Raw genomic sequence first — 17570 nt, 5'->3', positions numbered from 1 at the left:
CTTTATGGGACTTTACCGTTCAGTGGGCATCTCAGAAACTGATTTGGTTTTCAGTTTCTGCCCGTCTTTTTCCATCCCTGCAGCCTAAGTTTCACTAACGGTTTCCAGATGGTTTCCTGCACTGTCAGTCACCCCACGGCCTGCCCGGCCCAGCGCCAAAAGCCAAAAGCCCCTCCGCCTGCTGCCGCTCCCCGCTTTCCTGCTGGTTTTCTCTTTCTGAGATAATATTTACATAAGGTGTGAAGGCATTTTCGAAAATGCCTTCACACCTTATGTAAAAACCTTATGTAAAAACCTTATGTAAAAACCTTATGTAAAAACCTTATGTAAATACCTTATGTAAATACCTTATGTTTGTTTTCTTGTATATCTGAGCTTATAAAGACATATTCCATCGTGAACTGCCAGCAAACAGCACAAAGTATCAAATTCTGTCATAAAAACCCGATGAAAAAAGGTTCCGGTTTATGCTAAAATAGAGGCAGCCAAGTATTTGGAGGTTTTTTATATGAATATTGCCATCTGCGATGACGAACAAGAAGAGTTAAACCAAATTAAAAAATATACTGAAATTTTTCTGGAAAGAAATATGTTTGAAGCTTCTGTCTTCTGTTTTTCCCGGGGTGGGGAATTAATTGAAGCCATTGGGACAAGGTCTTTTGAGCTGGTTCTTCTGGACATTTATATGGACGGAATGAACGGAATCGAAACAGCAGAAAAAATCCGGGAACTGCTTCCGGGCTGTGAAATCATCTTTATCACCATCAGCACCGACCATGCGCTGGAGGGCTACCGGGTGAAAGCAATCGACTATCTGATCAAACCCGTACTGGAAGAGGGGCTGCAGGATTCCCTGGGCCGGTGTTTCCGCCACTTTACCAATGTTTCCCGCATGGTGACTGTCAAAAGCGGAAGGAGGGAACTGTGTATTCCGGCCAGAACCATTTTATGGGCGGAAATTTATGGCCACCAGCTCACCATCCATACCGCTCATCAGGACATAGCAATGAACGGCTCCATGGAAGAACTGGAGAACCTTCTGGGCGGGATGCCGTTTTATAGGATCAGCAAAAGTTATCTGATCCAGTTAAAGGCTGTCGATAAGATGAAAAACGGCAGATTTTACATGACAGACGGGTCTTTTGTCCCCATCCCCTGCCATCCCCGTTACAGAAAATCAGTTGAAAAAGTATATAACGATTATCTGTTTGGCCAAAGCCAGGCAAACGGGCTGTCCTGGTAAAAACCGCCCGGCTCCTACAAATCAAACAAGCTGAGCTGGGAAATCTCGTATTTTCGGCGGTATGCGCAGATGATATCTTTCATATCGTACAAAATTCCATATTTTTCGCACTCCGCCGCATATGCTTTCCAGAGCGCCGCAGCTTTCCTGCTGCGGCACTCATATTGGTTCCCATACGTTTTAAGATACAGCTTCGCCAGCCCTTCCCCCGGAAAGATCCGTTCCAATTGATCTAAATACCACTCTCTCTGATTATTTCTGAGTGTCATTCCAAAGGCGGCATAGATGAATTTAGCGCCTGCTTCATGGGCTTTTCTCACGATAGCCAGCACATTTTCCTCTGAATCCTCCAAAAATGGAAGAACCGGCATCAGTAAAATTCCGCAGAATAATCCCTGACGGCTGAGCTGCCTGAGCATCTCAAAGCGCTCAGAAGAAACCGGCGCGCCGGGCTCCACTTTCTTTGAAAGCTCATCGTCCGCGGTCGTAATGGTGACCTTTAAAAGTACAGGAGAATGTTCTTTTATGGAGGAAAGAATGTCCATATCCCGCAGCATCAGAGTGCTTTTGGTGGCGATGGCTATGCCGAATCCAAAGGCGTCCACCAGTTCCAGCCCGTGACGGGTCAATTGAAGTTCCTTCTCAAAGGGATTATAGGGATCGCTCATGGCCCCTGTCCCCACCACTCCTGTTTTGACCTTTCTGCGCAGGTCGTCCCTGATGATCTGCAGGGCATTTTCCTTGGCCTTTACCGTATCAAAATCCTTAATCTGATAACAGTCCGACCGGCTGTCACAGTAAATACAGCCATGGCAGCAGCCCCGGTAAATATTCATGTTATAATCAATTCCAAACCAGCCGGAACCTTTTGTTTTGGTCACTATGGTCTTTGCCGGTACATATTCCATAATCTTCCTCATTTCTCCTGTCAATAGTTTACATCTCCACTGTCTTCGTCGCGATTTTCCGTGCAAATGACGCGTCATGCTCCACAAACAGCAGGGTCGGTTTCCAATAGAGCAATAGTTCCTCAATCTGCATCCTGGAATAAATGTCGATAAAATTAAGGGGTTCATCCCATATATATAGATGGGCTTTTTCGCATAAGCTTCTGGCAATCAGGACTTTTTTCTTCTGCCCTTCGCTGAAAGATTCCATATTCTTCTCAAACTGGACCCTGGAGAAATCCAGTTTGCGCAGCAGTGCTTTTAAAAGCCGTTCCTCCACTCCGCATTTTTCGGCATAATCCTTTAAATTCCCCTTTAAAAAGGAGGTATCCTGGGACACATAGGAGAGTTTTAAACCGCTTCCTACTGAAAGTTCCCCCTGAAAAGGAATGTCCTCTCCCATCATCAGCTTTATGATGCTGGATTTTCCGCAGCCATTTTTCCCCTTCAGGCAGACCCGCTCCCCCTGTTCCACGGTAAATGAAACCGGATCGCAGACCACATGGTCCCCGTAATAGATCTTCAGATCCGATACCGATGCCAGCCTGTCCTTGTGATAGATCAGCGGCTCCAGTTTCAGGCTTTCCGTATTCTCAATATTCTTTAAAAGTCCGGTTTTTTCCTCCAGCGCCCGGCTCTGGCGCCGCTCCAGATTCTTCCGCCTCATCTGCATCCGCCTGGACTTTTCGCCGATATATGCCCTGGTATCTTTGCATTTTTCCAGGCTTACGGACTTTTTCCCGATTTTTGTGCTCTCCACCTTGTCGGCCCATTCACTGCTCTGTCTGGCCGCCGCCGACAGCCGCCTGATGTCCTTTTTCAGCCTTTCATTTTCAGCCGTTTCAAACTCATCCCGCATCTGCTTATTCTGATACCAGGAAGAGAAATTCCCCTTCTGTACCTCAATATCCGTCTTATTAATGGACAAAATATGATCCACGCAGGAATCCAAAAATGTCCGGTCATGGGAAATGAGGATGAAGCCCTTTTTGGAATTCAAATACCGGCTCACCACTTCCCTGCCCTCCAGATCCAGATGATTGGTGGGCTCGTCAATCAGCAGAAAATGATTCTCCTGGGAAAACAAAGCGGCCAGCAGCACCTTGGTTCTCTCCCCATTGGACAGGGTTTTAAACGGCCTGAACAGCACATCGTCCGAAAGCCCCAGCTTGTGAAGCTCCTTCATCACCTGCCAGCTTGATATCTCCGCAGATATCCCCGCGATGATATCAATGGCATCCTGAGAAGGGTCTTTCACCGGAAATGGGAAATAATCAAAGGCAGCGCCGGATGTAATCTTCCCGCTGTATTCATATTTTCCCATCAGCAGATTCAAAAATGTGGTCTTCCCCCGGCCATTACGCCCGGTAAAACCTAATTTCCAGTCTGTGTCTATCTGAAAAGACACATTTTCAAAAATCATATCGTAACTGTCTTCATAGGAAAAAGACAGATCCGTTACCTGTATCAATGACATAGATATCCCTCCTGTCATGGCCGGTGGAAACAAGCATTAATCGGCTGTTCCCCCGCCAATAAATAAGAATCCCGCTCGCGGGATTCTCCGCCTGCGGCGGGTCGCTTCAGCGACATGATTCCCTTCTGCCGCATTATATGCGATACGCAGTGCGATCCTCCGCGGAGCGTTTTTGTTTCATAGGACGAACTTTCCTATGAAACAAAAAACGGCTGCAAGAAAGTTCATTCCCACAGCCGTCCGCCATCACAATCGATAATACCGCCTCATGATATATCACAGCATAAAATGCCGCCTTATGATTTACAACCGCATGAAATACGGTTATATAACCGTTACCACCGGCGTTGGAGCGTATTCTCAATCTATGTCAGGTGCAGGATGAAATAACATTCTTGCAAAACAAGTACGACAATAAAAGCCTGATACAGGCTGTTTCCATTCATCGTCATACAGTTACTCAAGCAAGAATCATTACCTCATCCTTTCACCCCTTCCGTCTTTTGGCATCAGTCTATCATAATTTCCTGCTTCCGTCAACGGATAAAATTCGTCCTGATCCTCTTTTCCTCCTGGGGTTTATGGATTCCGGCGGCTTTTCCAGCCTCAATGCATTTTAACAGCCAGGCCATGTTCTGTCCCAGGGTCCGCATGATCTGAAGCCCTTCGCCGTCCTGCTTCACCTCTTCCGGAGTATTTCCATGAACCATGTTCCAATACTGGGAGGATACCACCGGCATTTTGGCAATGGTGAAGTATTTGTTCAGCACGTCTAAAGAAGCCGTTGTGCCCGCCCTTCTGGCAGAGGCTATGGCAGCTCCTGGCTTATAGGCAAAGGTATCGCCGTCAGCGGCATAGAACAGCCGGTCCAAGAAGGAAAGGATTCTTCCGCTGGGATGGGCATAATAGACAGGGGTTCCGAAGATAAAACCATCCGCCTCCTTCGCCTTTTTCAGCACCTCATTGACTAAATCGTCTGAAAATACACATTGATTTTCCAGTTTGGCACATGCGCCGCAGCCGATGCAGTCCCTGACCGCCTGTTTTCCAAGCTGGATGATCTCGGTCTCCACCCCTTCCTGATTGAGCGCCTGCGCTGCTTCTGTGAGAGCTGTATAAGTGCATCCATGTTCATTGCCGCTTCCATTTAACAATAATACTTTCATATCTTCCCTCTTTTCTGCGCCGCCCGTCATTGGCATCCATGATCCGGCCCGGCAGCGCGGATGCCGTCCATGGAGTTTTTCTACCTTTTGTTATAGCCGAAATCCAGAGCTTTTTTAAGGGCCTGGTCAAAGAAATACCATCCATGCTCTCCTTCCCACTCTTCAAAGGTGAAGTCAAAGTCCCTGTTCTTCATATCAGCGGCAAATTTCACATTGGAATCCCTCAGATAATCGCCGTAACCACAGGCCATATAAATTCTGGGCTTTACCTTCTGTTTTTCAGCTTCGTCCGCCAGACACAGGATCTCATTTTCCTGTTTCCACTGAAGGTCTTCTCCGTGTATGGAGAGAAAATCCATGACCATCTGGTCGCCGAACGCAGCCCGCACCTCGTCCCATTTTCCCTTGGGCCTGTATTCATCCAGATATTCTTTCAGATAGAGGCAGGCCGGGGAAAAGGAAGCGCAGAAGCCGTATTGCTCCGGTTTTGACAGAGCGCATTTCAGGGCCCCGTAACCGCCCATGGACGCGCCGATCACGGCGGTATCACAGGGTTTTGCAGATATATGGAACACGCTCTTACAAATGGATGGGAGTTCCTCTGTCACGTAAGTAAAAAACTTCTGTCCATATCTCATGTCCGTATAAAAACTTCTGGCGGCTTCGGGCATGATAAACACGGTCCTGTAGTCCCTGGCGTATAAGGTGAGCAGGGTGTGATCCACCCAGTTTCCGCTGCCGCCGCCGAGCCCGTGCAGCAGATAGGCCGCTTTATAGTCCTTCCCCTCCTCATATTTATCAGGTATTACTACTGTAATCCCCGTATCCATCTGAAGTACCTGTGAAAATACACTACCTCTCAAAATCATGTTGTCCGCCTCCTTCTTCCTGCACTGGAGTGTGTTTGAAAATTGCTTTCTGTCAGATGTGCGTCACAGTTTGTGAGAGATTTGTCCCGAATGACGGGCGCATAGCGGGCTATGTAACCTGAATTCGGGGCAAATACACCGCAAAGTGGGACGTGCAGATGGCGGAAATGAATTTTCAAACACGCTCTAACATCTTCCGCTTTTTCATCATACGGTTTACAAAAAACGCTGAGACAGTTCCGAGAACCGCTCCGGCCAAAATATCAGTTGGAAAATGCACAAACAGATAAAGTCTGGAAAATGTGATCAAAACCGCCAGCAAAAGAGCCGCCATCCCCCACTTTCTGTTCTGTAAATAAATACTCACCGAAGCGGTAAATGATGCCAGAGTATGTCCGGACGGAAAGGAATAGTCCTTAGGGCTGTCAATCAGCAGCGCCACGCTGTTGTCAATCCAGCAGGGGCGGCTGCGGCCGATCATATTTTTCAGAAGGACATTGCCCATCAAAAAGGACAGGGCCATGGCCCCGATCATTGCAATTCCTATTTTCCTGCTCTTTTTAAAGCAGAGGAAGGCCAGAGCCAATGCAATCCAAACTTCACCATGGTCGGATAAGCCGGTGATTCCCACCATGAACTGATCCAGCCATGGCGTGTGCAGCTTCTGTAACAAATACAGCAGTTCAAATTCCCAACCCATAAGAGATTCTCCTCATCATATAATCCAGCCAATTGAATCCGCCTGCGGCGAGGGGCTGGATGCCTGCAAACGCTATGTTTTCATAGGATCTGAGCTGTAAATGCGCAGACCTATCTGAACGGTTCCACGATCACATCTTCCGCGTAGTTTACGGAGGCCATGGCGTCTTTGCAATACCGGTCCGCTCCAATGGTCTGTGAATATTCTTCCGTCATAACCGCTCCGCCTACCATGATTTTCACCCATGGGGCAGATTTTCTCAACTGTTTTATAGTCTCTTCCATACTGGGCACTGTAGTGGTCATCAGGGCGCTGAGGCCCACTAAAGGCACATTGAGCTCTACCGCCTTTTCCACAACCGTCTCCGGCGGCACGTCTTTTCCCAGGTCAATGACATCATAGCTGTAGTTTTCCAGAAGCACCTTCACTATATTCTTTCCAATATCGTGAATATCCCCTTTCACTGTAGCCAGAATCACCCTGCCTTTTTTCTCCTGTGTCCGGCCTGAAACAGCCATCTGCTCTTTTATCACTTCAAACGCCGCCTTGGCCGCTTCCGCGCTCATCAAAAGCTGGGGAAGGAACATGGTTCCCTTTTCAAAACCATTTCCCACCACATTCAGGGCGGGGATCATCTCTTCATTGATGATCTCCAGGGAATCTCTGGTTTTTAAAAGCTCCTTCACCGCATCTGACGCCTGGTTTTTCAGCCCTTTAATAATGCTGCTGCCAAGATCTGACACAGAAGCGCTTTTCCTGTACTTCGGATCGTTATTCCGGGCGTTTTCCGTGGAGCTGCCGTTTCCTGCGGTCTGGACGCTGCCCGCAGCATGGTTTTTTCCTGCGGTCTGGACGCTGCCCGCAGCATGTTTTTTTTCTGCCGCCTGGCTGTTTCCCGACGCCATGCCGTTCCCTGCTGCCTGCTTATTTCCCGACGCCGTGCCGCATCCTGCCGCCATGCCATTTCCCGACGCCTGGCCGTTCCCTGCTGCCTGCCCATTTCCCGACGCCTGGCCGTTCCCTGCTGCCTGCCCATTTCCTGACGCCGTGCCGCTCCCCGACGCCATGCCATTTCCCGACGCCTGGCCGCCGTACACCTCGATATAGTCTCCGCAGTGCGGGTCTAAATCAGCCAAAACCCGGTAACTGTAATAGGAACGCATCATGGCTTCCGAATTGGGATTGATGATCGCCGCATTCAGGCCGCTGTGAAGGGCCATAGTGAAAAAGGACGCGTTGATAATCTCCCTCTGCGGAAGTCCGAACGAGATATTGGATACCCCGAGAATGGTCTTGCCTCCCAGTTCTTCCTTCACCCTCCGCAGGGTTTCCAGGGTGGTTAACGCCCCCTTGCTGTCCGAACTCACAGTCAGGCAGAGGGCGTCAATAAGAATGTCCTTCTCTGAAATGCCGTACTCAGCCGCCTTTTTATAAATCTTCTTTGCAATCCGGACCCGGCCCTTTGCCGTTTCCGGAATTCCGTCTTCGTCCAGGGTCAGGGCAACCACAACCCCGCCGTATTTTTGCACCAGAGGGAAAACAGCCTCCATAGATTCCAGCTTTCCATTTACGGAATTGATCATCGGTTTTCCGTTATAAATGCGCATCGCCCGCTCCATGGCCTCCATATTGGAAGTATCGATCTGAAGGGGCAGTTTAATGATGCTCTGCAGTTCCACTATCACCTCTTCCATCATGGAAGGTTCGTCGATCTCCGGCAGGCCTACATTCACATCCAGCACATGGGCCCCACGTTCTTCCTGGGCCACTCCTTCATCCAGAATATATTCCAGATCGTGATCCCTCAGGGCCTGTTTGAATTTAGATTTTCCGGTGGGATTGATCCGCTCTCCTATGATAACCGGTTTATTATCAATCACAACCGCATGGGAATAGGAAGAAATAACCGTGCGCTTTTTATCTGTGACAGGCGCCATTGGCAGATCCTTACACAATTCCACTGTTTTTTGAATATGTTCCGGCGTTGTGCCGCAGCATCCGCCGATCACACGGGCACCCATTGCGGCAATTTCCTTCATCACCTTGGCAAACTGATCCGCATCGATATCATAAACCGTCTTCCCATTTACGCTTCTTGGAAGCCCTGCATTGGGGTTGACAATTACGGGAATGGAAGCCACTTCCAGAATATCAACTAAAATCCCTTTCATCTGCACAGGGCCAAGCCCGCAGTTAATTCCCAGCGCATCCACTCCAAGCCCTTCCAGCAATGCGACGGTGGCCGCCACGTCGCCGCCTGTGAGCAGTTTCCCGTTACCATCAAATACCATGGATACAAATACAGGGAGATCACAGTTTTCCTTAGCCGCCAAAACCGCCGCCTTGGCTTCATAGCCGTCGCTCATAGTTTCGATCAGAACCAGATCCGCACCTTCCTTGGCTCCGCAGACCACGGTTTCCCTGAACAGTTCATATGCCTCTTCAAAAGGAAGATCCCCCAGAGGCTCCAAAAGTTTACCCGTAGGACCCAGATCCAGGGCGATATATCCTTTTTTTCCGGTCAGCCCTTCCGCCTCATTTACGGCCTGTTTCGCATTGTCCAGAGCGGCAGTCACCACCTGCTCTACCGTATAATCCTTTTTTTCATTGTATTTTAACCGGTTTGCTCCAAAGGTATTGGTGGTAATGATGTCGGCGCCGGCCTCTAAATAACTCTTATGGATGCCGACCAGTATTTCTTTATGGGTAATATTCCAGGTTTCCGGCAGTTCCCCGGCCTTTAAGCCTTTTTCCTGCAGCAGGCTTCCCATTCCTCCGTCACAGAACAGGATGCGCTTGTTCAGCTCGTTCAGCAGTCCTGATTTCATCTTATCATTTCCTCCTACAATTTTGTCGTACTCATATAACTCCCCCATTTTTTATATAATCTCCGACAAACTCTCTTTAATTCTGGCCGCCACCTCAGGCTTATTCATGGAATATACGTGGATGCCGTTTACTCCATTGGCGATCAAATCGATAATCTGCTCCGTAGCATAAGCGATTCCCGCCTGTTTCATAGCCGCCGGGTTCTCTCCAAACCGGTCCACAATGGCTTTAAACCGGGAAGGAAGATAGGTGCCTGACATAGAACAGATCCTCTTAATCTGGGCCACATTGGTAACCGGCATGATCCCGGCCACCACCGGCACCGTGATCCCCTTTTCACGGATCCGGTACAGATAATTATATAGAATATTGTTGTCAAAAAACATCTGCGTAGTTACAAAATCACAGCCTGCTTCCACTTTTTCCTTTAAATGCTGAATATCCGCGGTTTTATTCACTGATTCCACATGGCCTTCCGGATAACATGCCGCGCCGATGCAGAAATCTCCAGACTGCTTGATCTCATAAATCAATTCCGACGCATAACGGTAATCCTTCGCAATGGTCCCGTCCGCTGGAATGTCGCCGCGCAGCGCCAGCACATTTTCAATCCTCTTTTCCTGTAATTCAGACAGTACGTGATGAACCTTATCCTTAGTAGACGAAACACAGGTCAAATGGGCAAGGGGAGTTACATGGCACTGCTCCTGAAGCGCGGCAGCTATATCCACCGTATATCGGCTGGTGCCCCCTCCCGCCCCGTATGTAACACTCATAAATGCAGGAGATAATTTTGCGATTTCCAAAGCCGCTTTCTCAACGGATTCATATTTATCTTCTGTCTTTGGGGGAAACACTTCAAACGAAAGAGTGGGTTTCCCCTGCCCTAAAATGTCTTTTATTTTCATAATCATTGATCTCCTTCTGACTGTTTCTCCCCATTATACTAAAAAATTCCAAATGTTGCAAAATTTTTTTAACCATCGTATGCCTGAAAATTGCTTCCTGAACGCTATGCCTCATAGTTTGCGGGAGATTTATCCCGGATGGGTAACTTAATTCGGGACAAATATACCGCAAAAGGCAGTTTGGGCTATATAACTTTCTATGAAATAAGAAAGACTTTTACCGCCGCTTCCCAAGCATCAGTAAAAGTCCTGATATTTCTCATTTTTACACATCCTCTGAAGGCGGATCGTCTCTGTCACATGGGTTTTAAGTTCTTTTCTAAACGCTCTATCATCCACGCCAGCCGTTTTTTGCGCCCTTCGTCCGTCTTGGCATCTAAATACGCCCTGGTATACGTTTTCTTCACAGACGGAGACATGCCCTGAAAATTAGTATATGCCTCCTCATTTTCCTTCAATAAACCGCTGACCATTTCAATTTGGTCTTCCGTCACTGCAGAAGGTTTGCCAGCCTTATCCCATTGGCCGTTTTTCTTAGCCTCTTCTATTTTCTCCCTGCCGGATTCAGTCATCAATCCCCGTTTTTCCAAACTGACGGCCAGCGTCTTGTTCTTTTCAGACCATTTGCTGTTATTGCGGCGTAAAGAAAAATATTTCACATAAGAGTTCTGGTCTACACGTTTCATCAAGCCGTCGATCCAGCCGAAACACAAAGCCTCTTCCAACGCTTCTCCCGCTTTTATGGTGGTCAATTCCTTAGTTTTTCCAAATAACAGCCAAACTCCCTCACTGGACCGGCAGTTATCCGAAAGCCAGTTTCTAAATTCTTCCCGTGTTGTAAAGCACAAAGCATCATTCACGCTTATTATCCCTCCATTTTCCGTCTCTTGCCACATCAACCAATCATTAGAATAAATGTCTGAAAAAATATGTAATTGTGCCGATCAGCGAACCAAAAAGCGGCATGATCACATAGATAAATAAAAACAGCCATAAAACCAGGCGCAGTCTCGATCCCGGCTTTCGTTTTTCCATCTCCCCGCCCGGCTGCTGCCGTTCTCCGGCGCGTGTCGGTGGCGGTGCTGCCGGCTTTTCAGAAGAATAAAAGGTTCCCGGCGGCTTTTGCGTGCCCGGAAATACCTTTGCCGGAACCGCGCCCCGGCCAGCGGGAGCCGGATTCGAATCATTGTGATAGCTGCAGTCAGTCTCCTCTTTTGGATGTGTTTCATTTAGATAATACCTGACTTCTCTTATGTATGGCTCCTTTACCCATGACCTGCAGATTCTGCAGTAATGTGCGGAATGCATTTCATGATCACATACCGGGCATATACGTTTTTTCATTCTGACCTCCGTCTGATCTGCTCTGTTATCTGTTTTGTTATCTGTTTTGTTATCTGTTTTGTTATCTGTTTTGTTATCTGCTCTGTTATCTGCTTTATTATCTATTTTGTTATCTATTTTGTATCCCATTCAGCAAATCTGTCTCCGCTCTCATAATCAGATCCTTGTTTTCATTGTAACATATACATCTTTATAATACTATGCGTCATTTTCCCCAATGATTGTTATTTTTTTAACTATTTTATGCTTTTTTTATAAAAAAGCTAGGAATTTTTAATTTTCTATGCTAATATATGTCTCAACTGCTTTGACTAGGGAAACAAAGGGAAGAAGTTCTTCTCTTAGTAGTCAAATGTGTGCCCGTATATCCCATATATGATCTTTATTTACCTCATAAGAGGCAGTTCCCGCGGACCGTTTGCAGCAGCCGGTTCATCATGTACGCATGAAAGGCCATCCGCCCAAACGCCGCCCGGGAGTAAAAGTAAAAGGAGAGTTACATATGGAACAGACAGGCGTAAAAGGATTCTTAAAACGGAAAAACGTAAACATCACAGTCAAAACGTATCTGATCGATGCACTTGGAGCGATGGCATTTGGTTTATTTGCCTCCCTGCTGATCGGTACAATCTTTGCCACTTTAGGCGAAAAAACCCACGTGGAACTATTTACAACAATTGCAGACTACGCAAAAAGCGCTACCGGTGCTGCTCTTGGCGTGTCCATCGCTCATGCTCTTGGGGCCCCTCAGCTGGTGCTTTTCTCGGCAGCCACAGTAGGAATTGCAGGAAATGCGTTAGGAGGGCCGGTAGGCGCTCTGGTTTCCACCATTGTTGCCGCTGAACTTGGAAAAATTGTCTCCAAAGAAACCAGGGTGGATATTCTGGTCACTCCCGGCGTGACCATCATCTCCGGCGTGCTCATGGCCCAGTTTGTAGGCCCCGGCGTTTCCGCATTCATGACCGCATTCGGCAATCTGGTAAAAACCGCCACCGAAATGCAGCCTTTTGCAATGGGCATACTGGTATCCGCGTTAATCGGCATCGCGTTAACCTTGCCGATCAGCAGCGCCGCAATCTGCATTATGCTGGGGCTTGACGGCCTTGCTGGAGGCGCCGCCACCGCAGGATGCTGCGCCCAGATGGTCGGATTCGCAGTTCTCAGCTTCCGTGAAAATGGAGTTGGCGGCCTGCTGGCACAGGGGCTGGGAACTTCCATGCTCCAGATGGGCAACATCGTGAAGAATCCCAAAACATGGATTCCTCCGACCTTGGCTTCCATGGTCACCGGGCCCATTGCCACCGTGGTATTCCAGATGCAGAACATCCCCACCGGAGCCGGCATGGGAACCTGCGGGCTGGTAGGCCCCATCGGCGTCTATACCGCCATGGGCGGGGGAAGCCGCATGTGGACAGCCATTCTGCTGGTATGTTTCGTGCTTCCGGCCGGACTGACGTTGGTTTTCGGTGAAGTGCTCAGGAAGATGGAATGGATTAAGCTTGGGGATTTGAAATTAGATTTATAGAGGATTATAAGTTTGACAGGATCATTTCCTGGGACCAAAAAGGCTGTTCTGAACGCATTATTCAGAACAGCCTTCTGTCTCCATTAAAAACTCGGATAAGCCCCATCCCAGACAATTTTCCGGTAATTCTCCTTATCCGTATCGCCTTCGGTGGAAAAGCATAGAATTCTGGAATGTTCATCCAATTTCAACTGTTCTTTCAGCCAGCCCAGGCTTTCGTTCTGAAGCGCCTCCGCCACAAGCCCTAACGTGGACGCGCCGCTTTCCCCGGAAATCACCTTTGGATCATTTCCAGTGGGATTCCCTAAAATCCTCATCCCCTTGGCCGCGATATGATCCGGCATGGAAACAAAATTGGATGCATAATCATTCAGTATATTCCAGCCCATTGTACAAGGTTCTCCGCAAGCCAGCCCGGCCATAATTGTATGCATATCTCCTGTCACGAAGTGTAATGTTCCATCGTCCGCTTTGGCAGTACGGTACATGCAGTCAGCCTGGTCCGGTTCTACAATGGTGATGACCGGCATTTCTTCATTTTTGTAAAGTTCTGCAAAGAAACCTGTCAAAGCCCCCGACATCGCGCCGACTCCGGCCTGAAGGAAAATGTGCGTAGGTTTTTCATCCCCCAACTGTTCTGCCGCTTCATATGCCATTGACGTATAGCCTTCCATAATCCAGCCCGGAAGCTTTTCATATCCTTCCCATGATGTATCCTGAACCATAATCCAGCCATTTTTCACAGCCTGCTCACTGGCAAATCTCACTGTGTCATCATAGTTCCAATCCGTAATGAAAGCTTCTGCTCCCAAAGCCTTAATGTTATCCAACCGCTCCTGGGAGCTTCCTTTTGGCATATATACTACGCTTTTTTGACCGAGACGGCTGGCTGTCCATGCGATTCCGCGCCCGTGGTTTCCGTCGGTTGCCGTCACAAATGTGATCTCTCCCAATTTTTCTTTGACCCAGCGGCCTGAAATCTTCTCAAAAGGCAGTTCCGAAAGATCCATTTGCAGCAGTTCGGCAATATAGCTGCCAATACAATAGCTTCCGCCCAAAACCTTAAACGCATTTAACCCGAAACGGTAACTCTCGTCTTTCACATGGATGGATTGTACCCCCAATGCTTTTGCAAGATTCTTTAAATCCGCCAGCGGGGTAACCCGGTATTCCGGAAAGCTTTTATGATATTCTAAAATTTTCCCGGCATGTTCAGGCCCGAACCGCACGGTCAGGCACTCATCCCCTTTTCTGTTGATTTCCCTATGTAATGCTTTAATTTCTTGTTTCAAATCAATTTCTCCCTTCTCTAATATGCGATATATCGCATGTAATATACCAATATTAGTTTTAAAAGAATGTCTTGTCAACAAATCCTTTTTATTTCTTAAAAATTCAGCATTTTATCCCATTTCCCAACTCTTTTTTGGAAGTAATTTTAAAATTGTATGCGATATATTGCAAAACTTCTTCGAATCCGATATACTATATTCAAAATAAGCACAAGGGAGATTCCATATGCCGATTCCATCAAAAAGTTTACCGGAAAAGCCGAAAACAGCAAAAGAAAGGGTTTATTCCCAAGTCCGTGAGTGGATCATCAACGGCACACTGCAGCCGGATGAGCGGATTTCCGATCAGGAAATTTCATATTACTTTTCCGTGAGCAGAACCCCTGTCCGCGAAGCCATGCAGCTTCTGGCAGATCAAAAACTGGTGACGGTTTATCCGGGAAAAGAAACGCGGGTTTCTCCAATCGATCTGAAGGAAGCCGGGCAGAACTACAGGATCATGGCAGAACTTCAGTCTCTTGCCGTAGAACTGACCTATCCGCATATCACGCCTCAAACCATTGACCAGTTAAAAAGGATCAATAAATCCTTTGCAATCGCCGTAAACACCCGTGATATTGAAAATATCCAGAGATTCGACGACCAGTTTCATGATATATTCCTCCATGAAATTAACAGTTATTTTATGTCTGAATTTACAAAAATCCTCAAAAGCCATCTGCAGAGGATTGAAATTCTCTTCTATAAGGAAAAAGAAGTCATCTCCTCTCAAACCCACGAAGAGATCATTGCCGCATTGGAAAATCAGGATTTGAAACGAGCAAAAGATGCGATGCGGAACAATTGGCTTTATACATTGGAGAAAATTAAGAAGTGATACGAACTGTTTTTTAAGAAAATGAGCGCGGCAGGTCCGCGCTCATTTTTAATTCAGCATGAAGCTGATCTCCATCTTTATTTATGTTTGAAATCGGTGTACCAGGTCTGATAAGCCTGTTTCACGCTTTTCAGCAGCATGGTTTCCTCTTTGCTCAGCCTGGTATTGGCCCGGTAAATCAGGTGCATATAACGGTGATAAGCCCGCTCAGGGCGGCAGACCACCAGTTCCATATCCCTGGGAACGCAGTATTCCGGCTGAATGGAAATGCCCATTCCTTCCCGCACCATCTGGCTGATGTCCCGGGTTCTGTTAATTTCAAAAAGAATCTCCGGTATTATGTTATGGTCATTGAACAGCCGTTGGATGATCTCCGCCTCAATGGTGTCGGATGGCGCCAGAATAAAACCGGCGTCCTTAAACACAGAGGCATCAACCCTGGGCGGATGGTCGTAATCGTCGGAAGCTAAGGCAGCCAGCGGATGGTTCTTTGAGAGAACAAAGACCAACTCTTCATCTTTTAACAGTTCACAGTGATGGCTGATTCCGGGATGTTCCTGAGTGGATGGAACGATAATACATTTCACTAACCCTTCATTTAATTTGGTGATCAGAGGTTCTGTCCGGCCGTCGGTTACACTGGCCTTGAAAGCAGGGTGGCTTTTTTTGAAATCAGATAATACCCGCGTAAACATGGTTACAGCCAATTCAGAACAGATTCCTATGGTAAAAACACCCCTGCCGTCAGGCTTGATTTTGTCGAAAAGGTCCTTTTCTAACTTGAGGATTTCTTTTGCAGTATTTACAAACATCTCACCCTCAACGGTAGGCGTCAGCGTATTGTTTTTGCGTATAAATAACTCTACCCCCAATTCCCGTTCCAATTTTTTCAGATACACACTGAGCGCAGACTGGGAAATAAACAGCTTCTCTGCGGCTTTACTGATGTTGCGTTGTCTGGCAATTTCCACAATATAATTTAGGTTTTTATATCCCATGGATTCCCCCCTGTTTAAGTTTGATCTGCTGCGGCCCGGCTCCGTCAAAATATACAAAATATTATAACAGCAGGTATTCATTTTATCAATAGTGACAGAAATTTAATGAATTGGTGTTTGGAAATTACTGATGTTATAATTTTCTTACAAGCGCTGCAGCGGATAAAAAAAGACAGGAGAGGGTTTTATAATGAGCACACAATATGAAGCAATTGACAGCTATATCGAAGCACACAAGGAAGAGATGAACCAGGTGTTAGTAAATCTGGTGAACTTGGAAGGCAGATATGATGAAAAAGAACATGTGGAAAAAGCAATGGAGTATTTTTGCGGACTTCTGCAAGATGAAGGGTTTGAGCTGAAAAAATTCGACGTTGCGCCTGACAGGGCCGGAATTGTTTCAGCGGTTTTGGGTAAAGACCGTCCCGGTGAACCCATCCTTTTATCCGGGCATTTTGACACGGTTTACCGCACCGGATCTTTCGGGACTCCGGCGTGCCGGATTGAGGACGGGAAAATTTATGGTCCCGGGGTCATCGATATGAAGGGCGGGGATGTGATGGCCCTCTATATCGCAAAAGCCTTAAATGCAATCGGATATGACAAACGCCCTGTCAAAATGATTCTGGTAGGGGACGAAGAAGCAGATCATGTAGGCAATCTGGCAGATCAGACGATTATTGAAGAGAGCAAAGGCTGCTTTTGCGGATTTAATATGGAGCCGGGGGATATGCAGAACCGGCTGGTGGTAAGCCGGAAGACCCAGCACACATTTTTTGTTTCAGTTGAGGGAGTAGGCGGACATGCGGGAAATGATGTGCTTACGGGAAAAAATGCCCTTCTGGAAGCGGTTCTGAAAATCGCAGATATGGCCAAACTTCAAAATTTAGACAAGGGCAGTTCTGTAACCCCCAGCATTATGCACTGCGGCACCCAAAGCAGCGCGATTCCGGATCACTGTGAATTTGCAGTCGATATCCGTTTTAAAACCCTGGAAGAGGGAGAACGGCTGCATAAGGGAATCATCCAGGCAATTGAACATTCCTATATTCCGGGAACGGCCGCTTCCTACCGGCTTGATGTGGCCAGATTTGTACCCTATGACGAGACAGAAGAAATTTCAAAATTATGTGATTTCATGAATGAACTGGCGTCAGAACTTCATATGCCGGAATTCGGGAAAATCCAGAGAGGCGGCGTATCAGATTCTGGCAATATCGTGGCGGCCGGCGTTCCAACCTTAGACGGGCTTGGAATTGTAGGGGAATTTGCCCATAACCGGAAAGAGTATGGGATTTTGCAGACAATGTATGACCGGACAAAACTCCTGGCCTATGCAGTGACCAGAATAGATGAAGCCGGAATCAGCGGATAAAGGAAAGAAGGGGGAAATGA

At 47.3% G+C, this 17570-nt stretch carries 14 protein-coding genes and 3 pseudogenes; 5 read left to right on the top strand and 12 right to left on the bottom strand.

Annotated elements, in window-relative coordinates; all coding sequences use genetic code 11:
- Positions 1 to 508 precede the first annotated feature (508 nt).
- Positions 509 to 1243, top strand: coding sequence for a LytTR family DNA-binding domain-containing protein (locus tag GPL15_RS04110; RefSeq protein ID WP_215696292.1), 735 nt, complete (start codon positions 509 to 511; stop codon positions 1241 to 1243).
- Between the two features lie 14 nt (positions 1244 to 1257).
- On the opposite strand, the gene GPL15_RS04105 is transcribed toward GPL15_RS04110, so the two are convergent.
- The 5 genes and pseudogenes from GPL15_RS04105 to GPL15_RS27895 form a co-directional block, all read right to left on the bottom strand.
- The gene (locus GPL15_RS04105; protein WP_215696290.1) at positions 1258 to 2151 is read right to left on the bottom strand and encodes a radical SAM protein; all 894 of its coding nucleotides are present in this window, start codon (positions 2149 to 2151) and stop codon (positions 1258 to 1260) included.
- 28 nt (positions 2152 to 2179) lie between these two features.
- Positions 2180 to 3667, bottom strand: coding sequence for a ribosomal protection-like ABC-F family protein (gene abc-f, locus GPL15_RS04100; RefSeq protein ID WP_215696288.1), 1488 nt, complete (start codon positions 3665 to 3667; stop codon positions 2180 to 2182).
- 536 nt (positions 3668 to 4203) lie between these two features.
- Positions 4204 to 4833, bottom strand: coding sequence for a flavodoxin family protein (locus GPL15_RS04095; protein WP_215696286.1), 630 nt, complete (start codon positions 4831 to 4833; stop codon positions 4204 to 4206).
- An 80-nt stretch (positions 4834 to 4913) separates the two neighbouring features.
- Entirely contained in the window at positions 4914 to 5702 is a 789-nt protein-coding gene (locus GPL15_RS04090) for an alpha/beta hydrolase-fold protein (RefSeq protein ID WP_215696284.1), read from the bottom strand.
- Positions 5699 to 5821: pseudogene (locus GPL15_RS27895) on the bottom strand (DUF6783 domain-containing protein); the annotation flags it as partial. The pseudogene GPL15_RS27895 and the gene GPL15_RS04090, both read right to left, overlap by 4 nt.
- On the opposite strand from GPL15_RS27895, the pseudogene GPL15_RS27890 reads away from it, so the two are divergent.
- Positions 5798 to 5992, top strand: a pseudogene (locus GPL15_RS27890) (DUF6783 domain-containing protein); the annotation flags it as partial. The pseudogenes GPL15_RS27895 and GPL15_RS27890 sit on opposite strands and share 24 nt — an antisense overlap.
- On the opposite strand, the pseudogene GPL15_RS27885 reads toward GPL15_RS27890, so the two are convergent.
- From GPL15_RS27885 to GPL15_RS04060, 5 genes and pseudogenes are all read right to left on the bottom strand, one after another.
- Positions 5941 to 6183: pseudogene (locus GPL15_RS27885) on the bottom strand (phosphatase PAP2 family protein); the annotation flags it as partial. The pseudogenes GPL15_RS27890 and GPL15_RS27885 overlap by 52 nt on opposite strands.
- 329 nt (positions 6184 to 6512) lie before the next feature.
- Complete coding sequence (locus tag GPL15_RS27270) at positions 6513 to 9278, bottom strand: homocysteine S-methyltransferase family protein (protein WP_252198082.1); 2766 nt, start codon at positions 9276 to 9278, stop codon at positions 6513 to 6515.
- A gap of 3 nt (positions 9279 to 9281) precedes the next feature.
- Entirely contained in the window at positions 9282 to 10139 is an 858-nt protein-coding gene (metF, locus tag GPL15_RS04070; protein WP_215696281.1) for a methylenetetrahydrofolate reductase [NAD(P)H], read from the bottom strand.
- Between the two features lie 296 nt (positions 10140 to 10435).
- The gene (locus GPL15_RS04065; RefSeq protein ID WP_215696279.1) at positions 10436 to 10999 is read right to left on the bottom strand and encodes a YdeI/OmpD-associated family protein; all 564 of its coding nucleotides are present in this window, start codon (positions 10997 to 10999) and stop codon (positions 10436 to 10438) included.
- Between the two features lie 46 nt (positions 11000 to 11045).
- Positions 11046 to 11483: a hypothetical protein gene (locus GPL15_RS04060; RefSeq protein WP_215696277.1), complete on the bottom strand. Its 438-nt coding sequence runs from the start codon at positions 11481 to 11483 to the stop codon at positions 11046 to 11048.
- Between the two features lie 502 nt (positions 11484 to 11985).
- On the opposite strand from GPL15_RS04060, the gene GPL15_RS04055 reads away from it, so the two are divergent.
- Positions 11986 to 13008, top strand: coding sequence for a PTS sugar transporter subunit IIC (locus tag GPL15_RS04055; RefSeq protein WP_215696275.1), 1023 nt, complete (start codon positions 11986 to 11988; stop codon positions 13006 to 13008).
- 83 nt (positions 13009 to 13091) lie between these two features.
- Here the strand turns inward: GPL15_RS04055 and dpaL are convergent, their stop codons facing one another.
- Complete coding sequence (dpaL, locus tag GPL15_RS04050) at positions 13092 to 14300, bottom strand: diaminopropionate ammonia-lyase (RefSeq protein WP_215696273.1); 1209 nt, start codon at positions 14298 to 14300, stop codon at positions 13092 to 13094.
- A 226-nt stretch (positions 14301 to 14526) separates the two neighbouring features.
- On the opposite strand from dpaL, the gene GPL15_RS04045 reads away from it, so the two are divergent.
- Positions 14527 to 15177, top strand: coding sequence for a GntR family transcriptional regulator (locus GPL15_RS04045; RefSeq protein WP_215696271.1), 651 nt, complete (start codon positions 14527 to 14529; stop codon positions 15175 to 15177).
- A gap of 77 nt (positions 15178 to 15254) precedes the next feature.
- Here GPL15_RS04045 and GPL15_RS04040 read toward each other — a convergent pair whose 3' ends face one another.
- Positions 15255 to 16175 carry a LysR family transcriptional regulator gene (locus tag GPL15_RS04040; protein ID WP_215696269.1) on the bottom strand — a complete coding sequence of 307 codons (921 nt, stop codon included), beginning with the start codon at positions 16173 to 16175 and terminating at the stop codon, positions 15255 to 15257.
- Positions 16176 to 16365: 190 nt separating this feature from the next.
- On the opposite strand from GPL15_RS04040, the gene GPL15_RS04035 reads away from it, so the two are divergent.
- A complete protein-coding gene (locus GPL15_RS04035) occupies positions 16366 to 17550 on the top strand; it encodes a M20/M25/M40 family metallo-hydrolase (RefSeq protein ID WP_215696267.1) in 1185 nt (394 codons plus the stop codon).
- The last annotated feature ends 20 nt before the right edge of the window (positions 17551 to 17570 follow it).

This window comes from Clostridium sp. MCC353 (assembly GCF_018785315.1).
Taxonomy (GTDB): domain Bacteria; phylum Bacillota; class Clostridia; order Lachnospirales; family Lachnospiraceae; genus CHH4-2.
The sequence above is the reverse complement of the archived record's forward strand: the minus strand, read 5'-3'. Positions and strand labels throughout refer to the sequence as shown.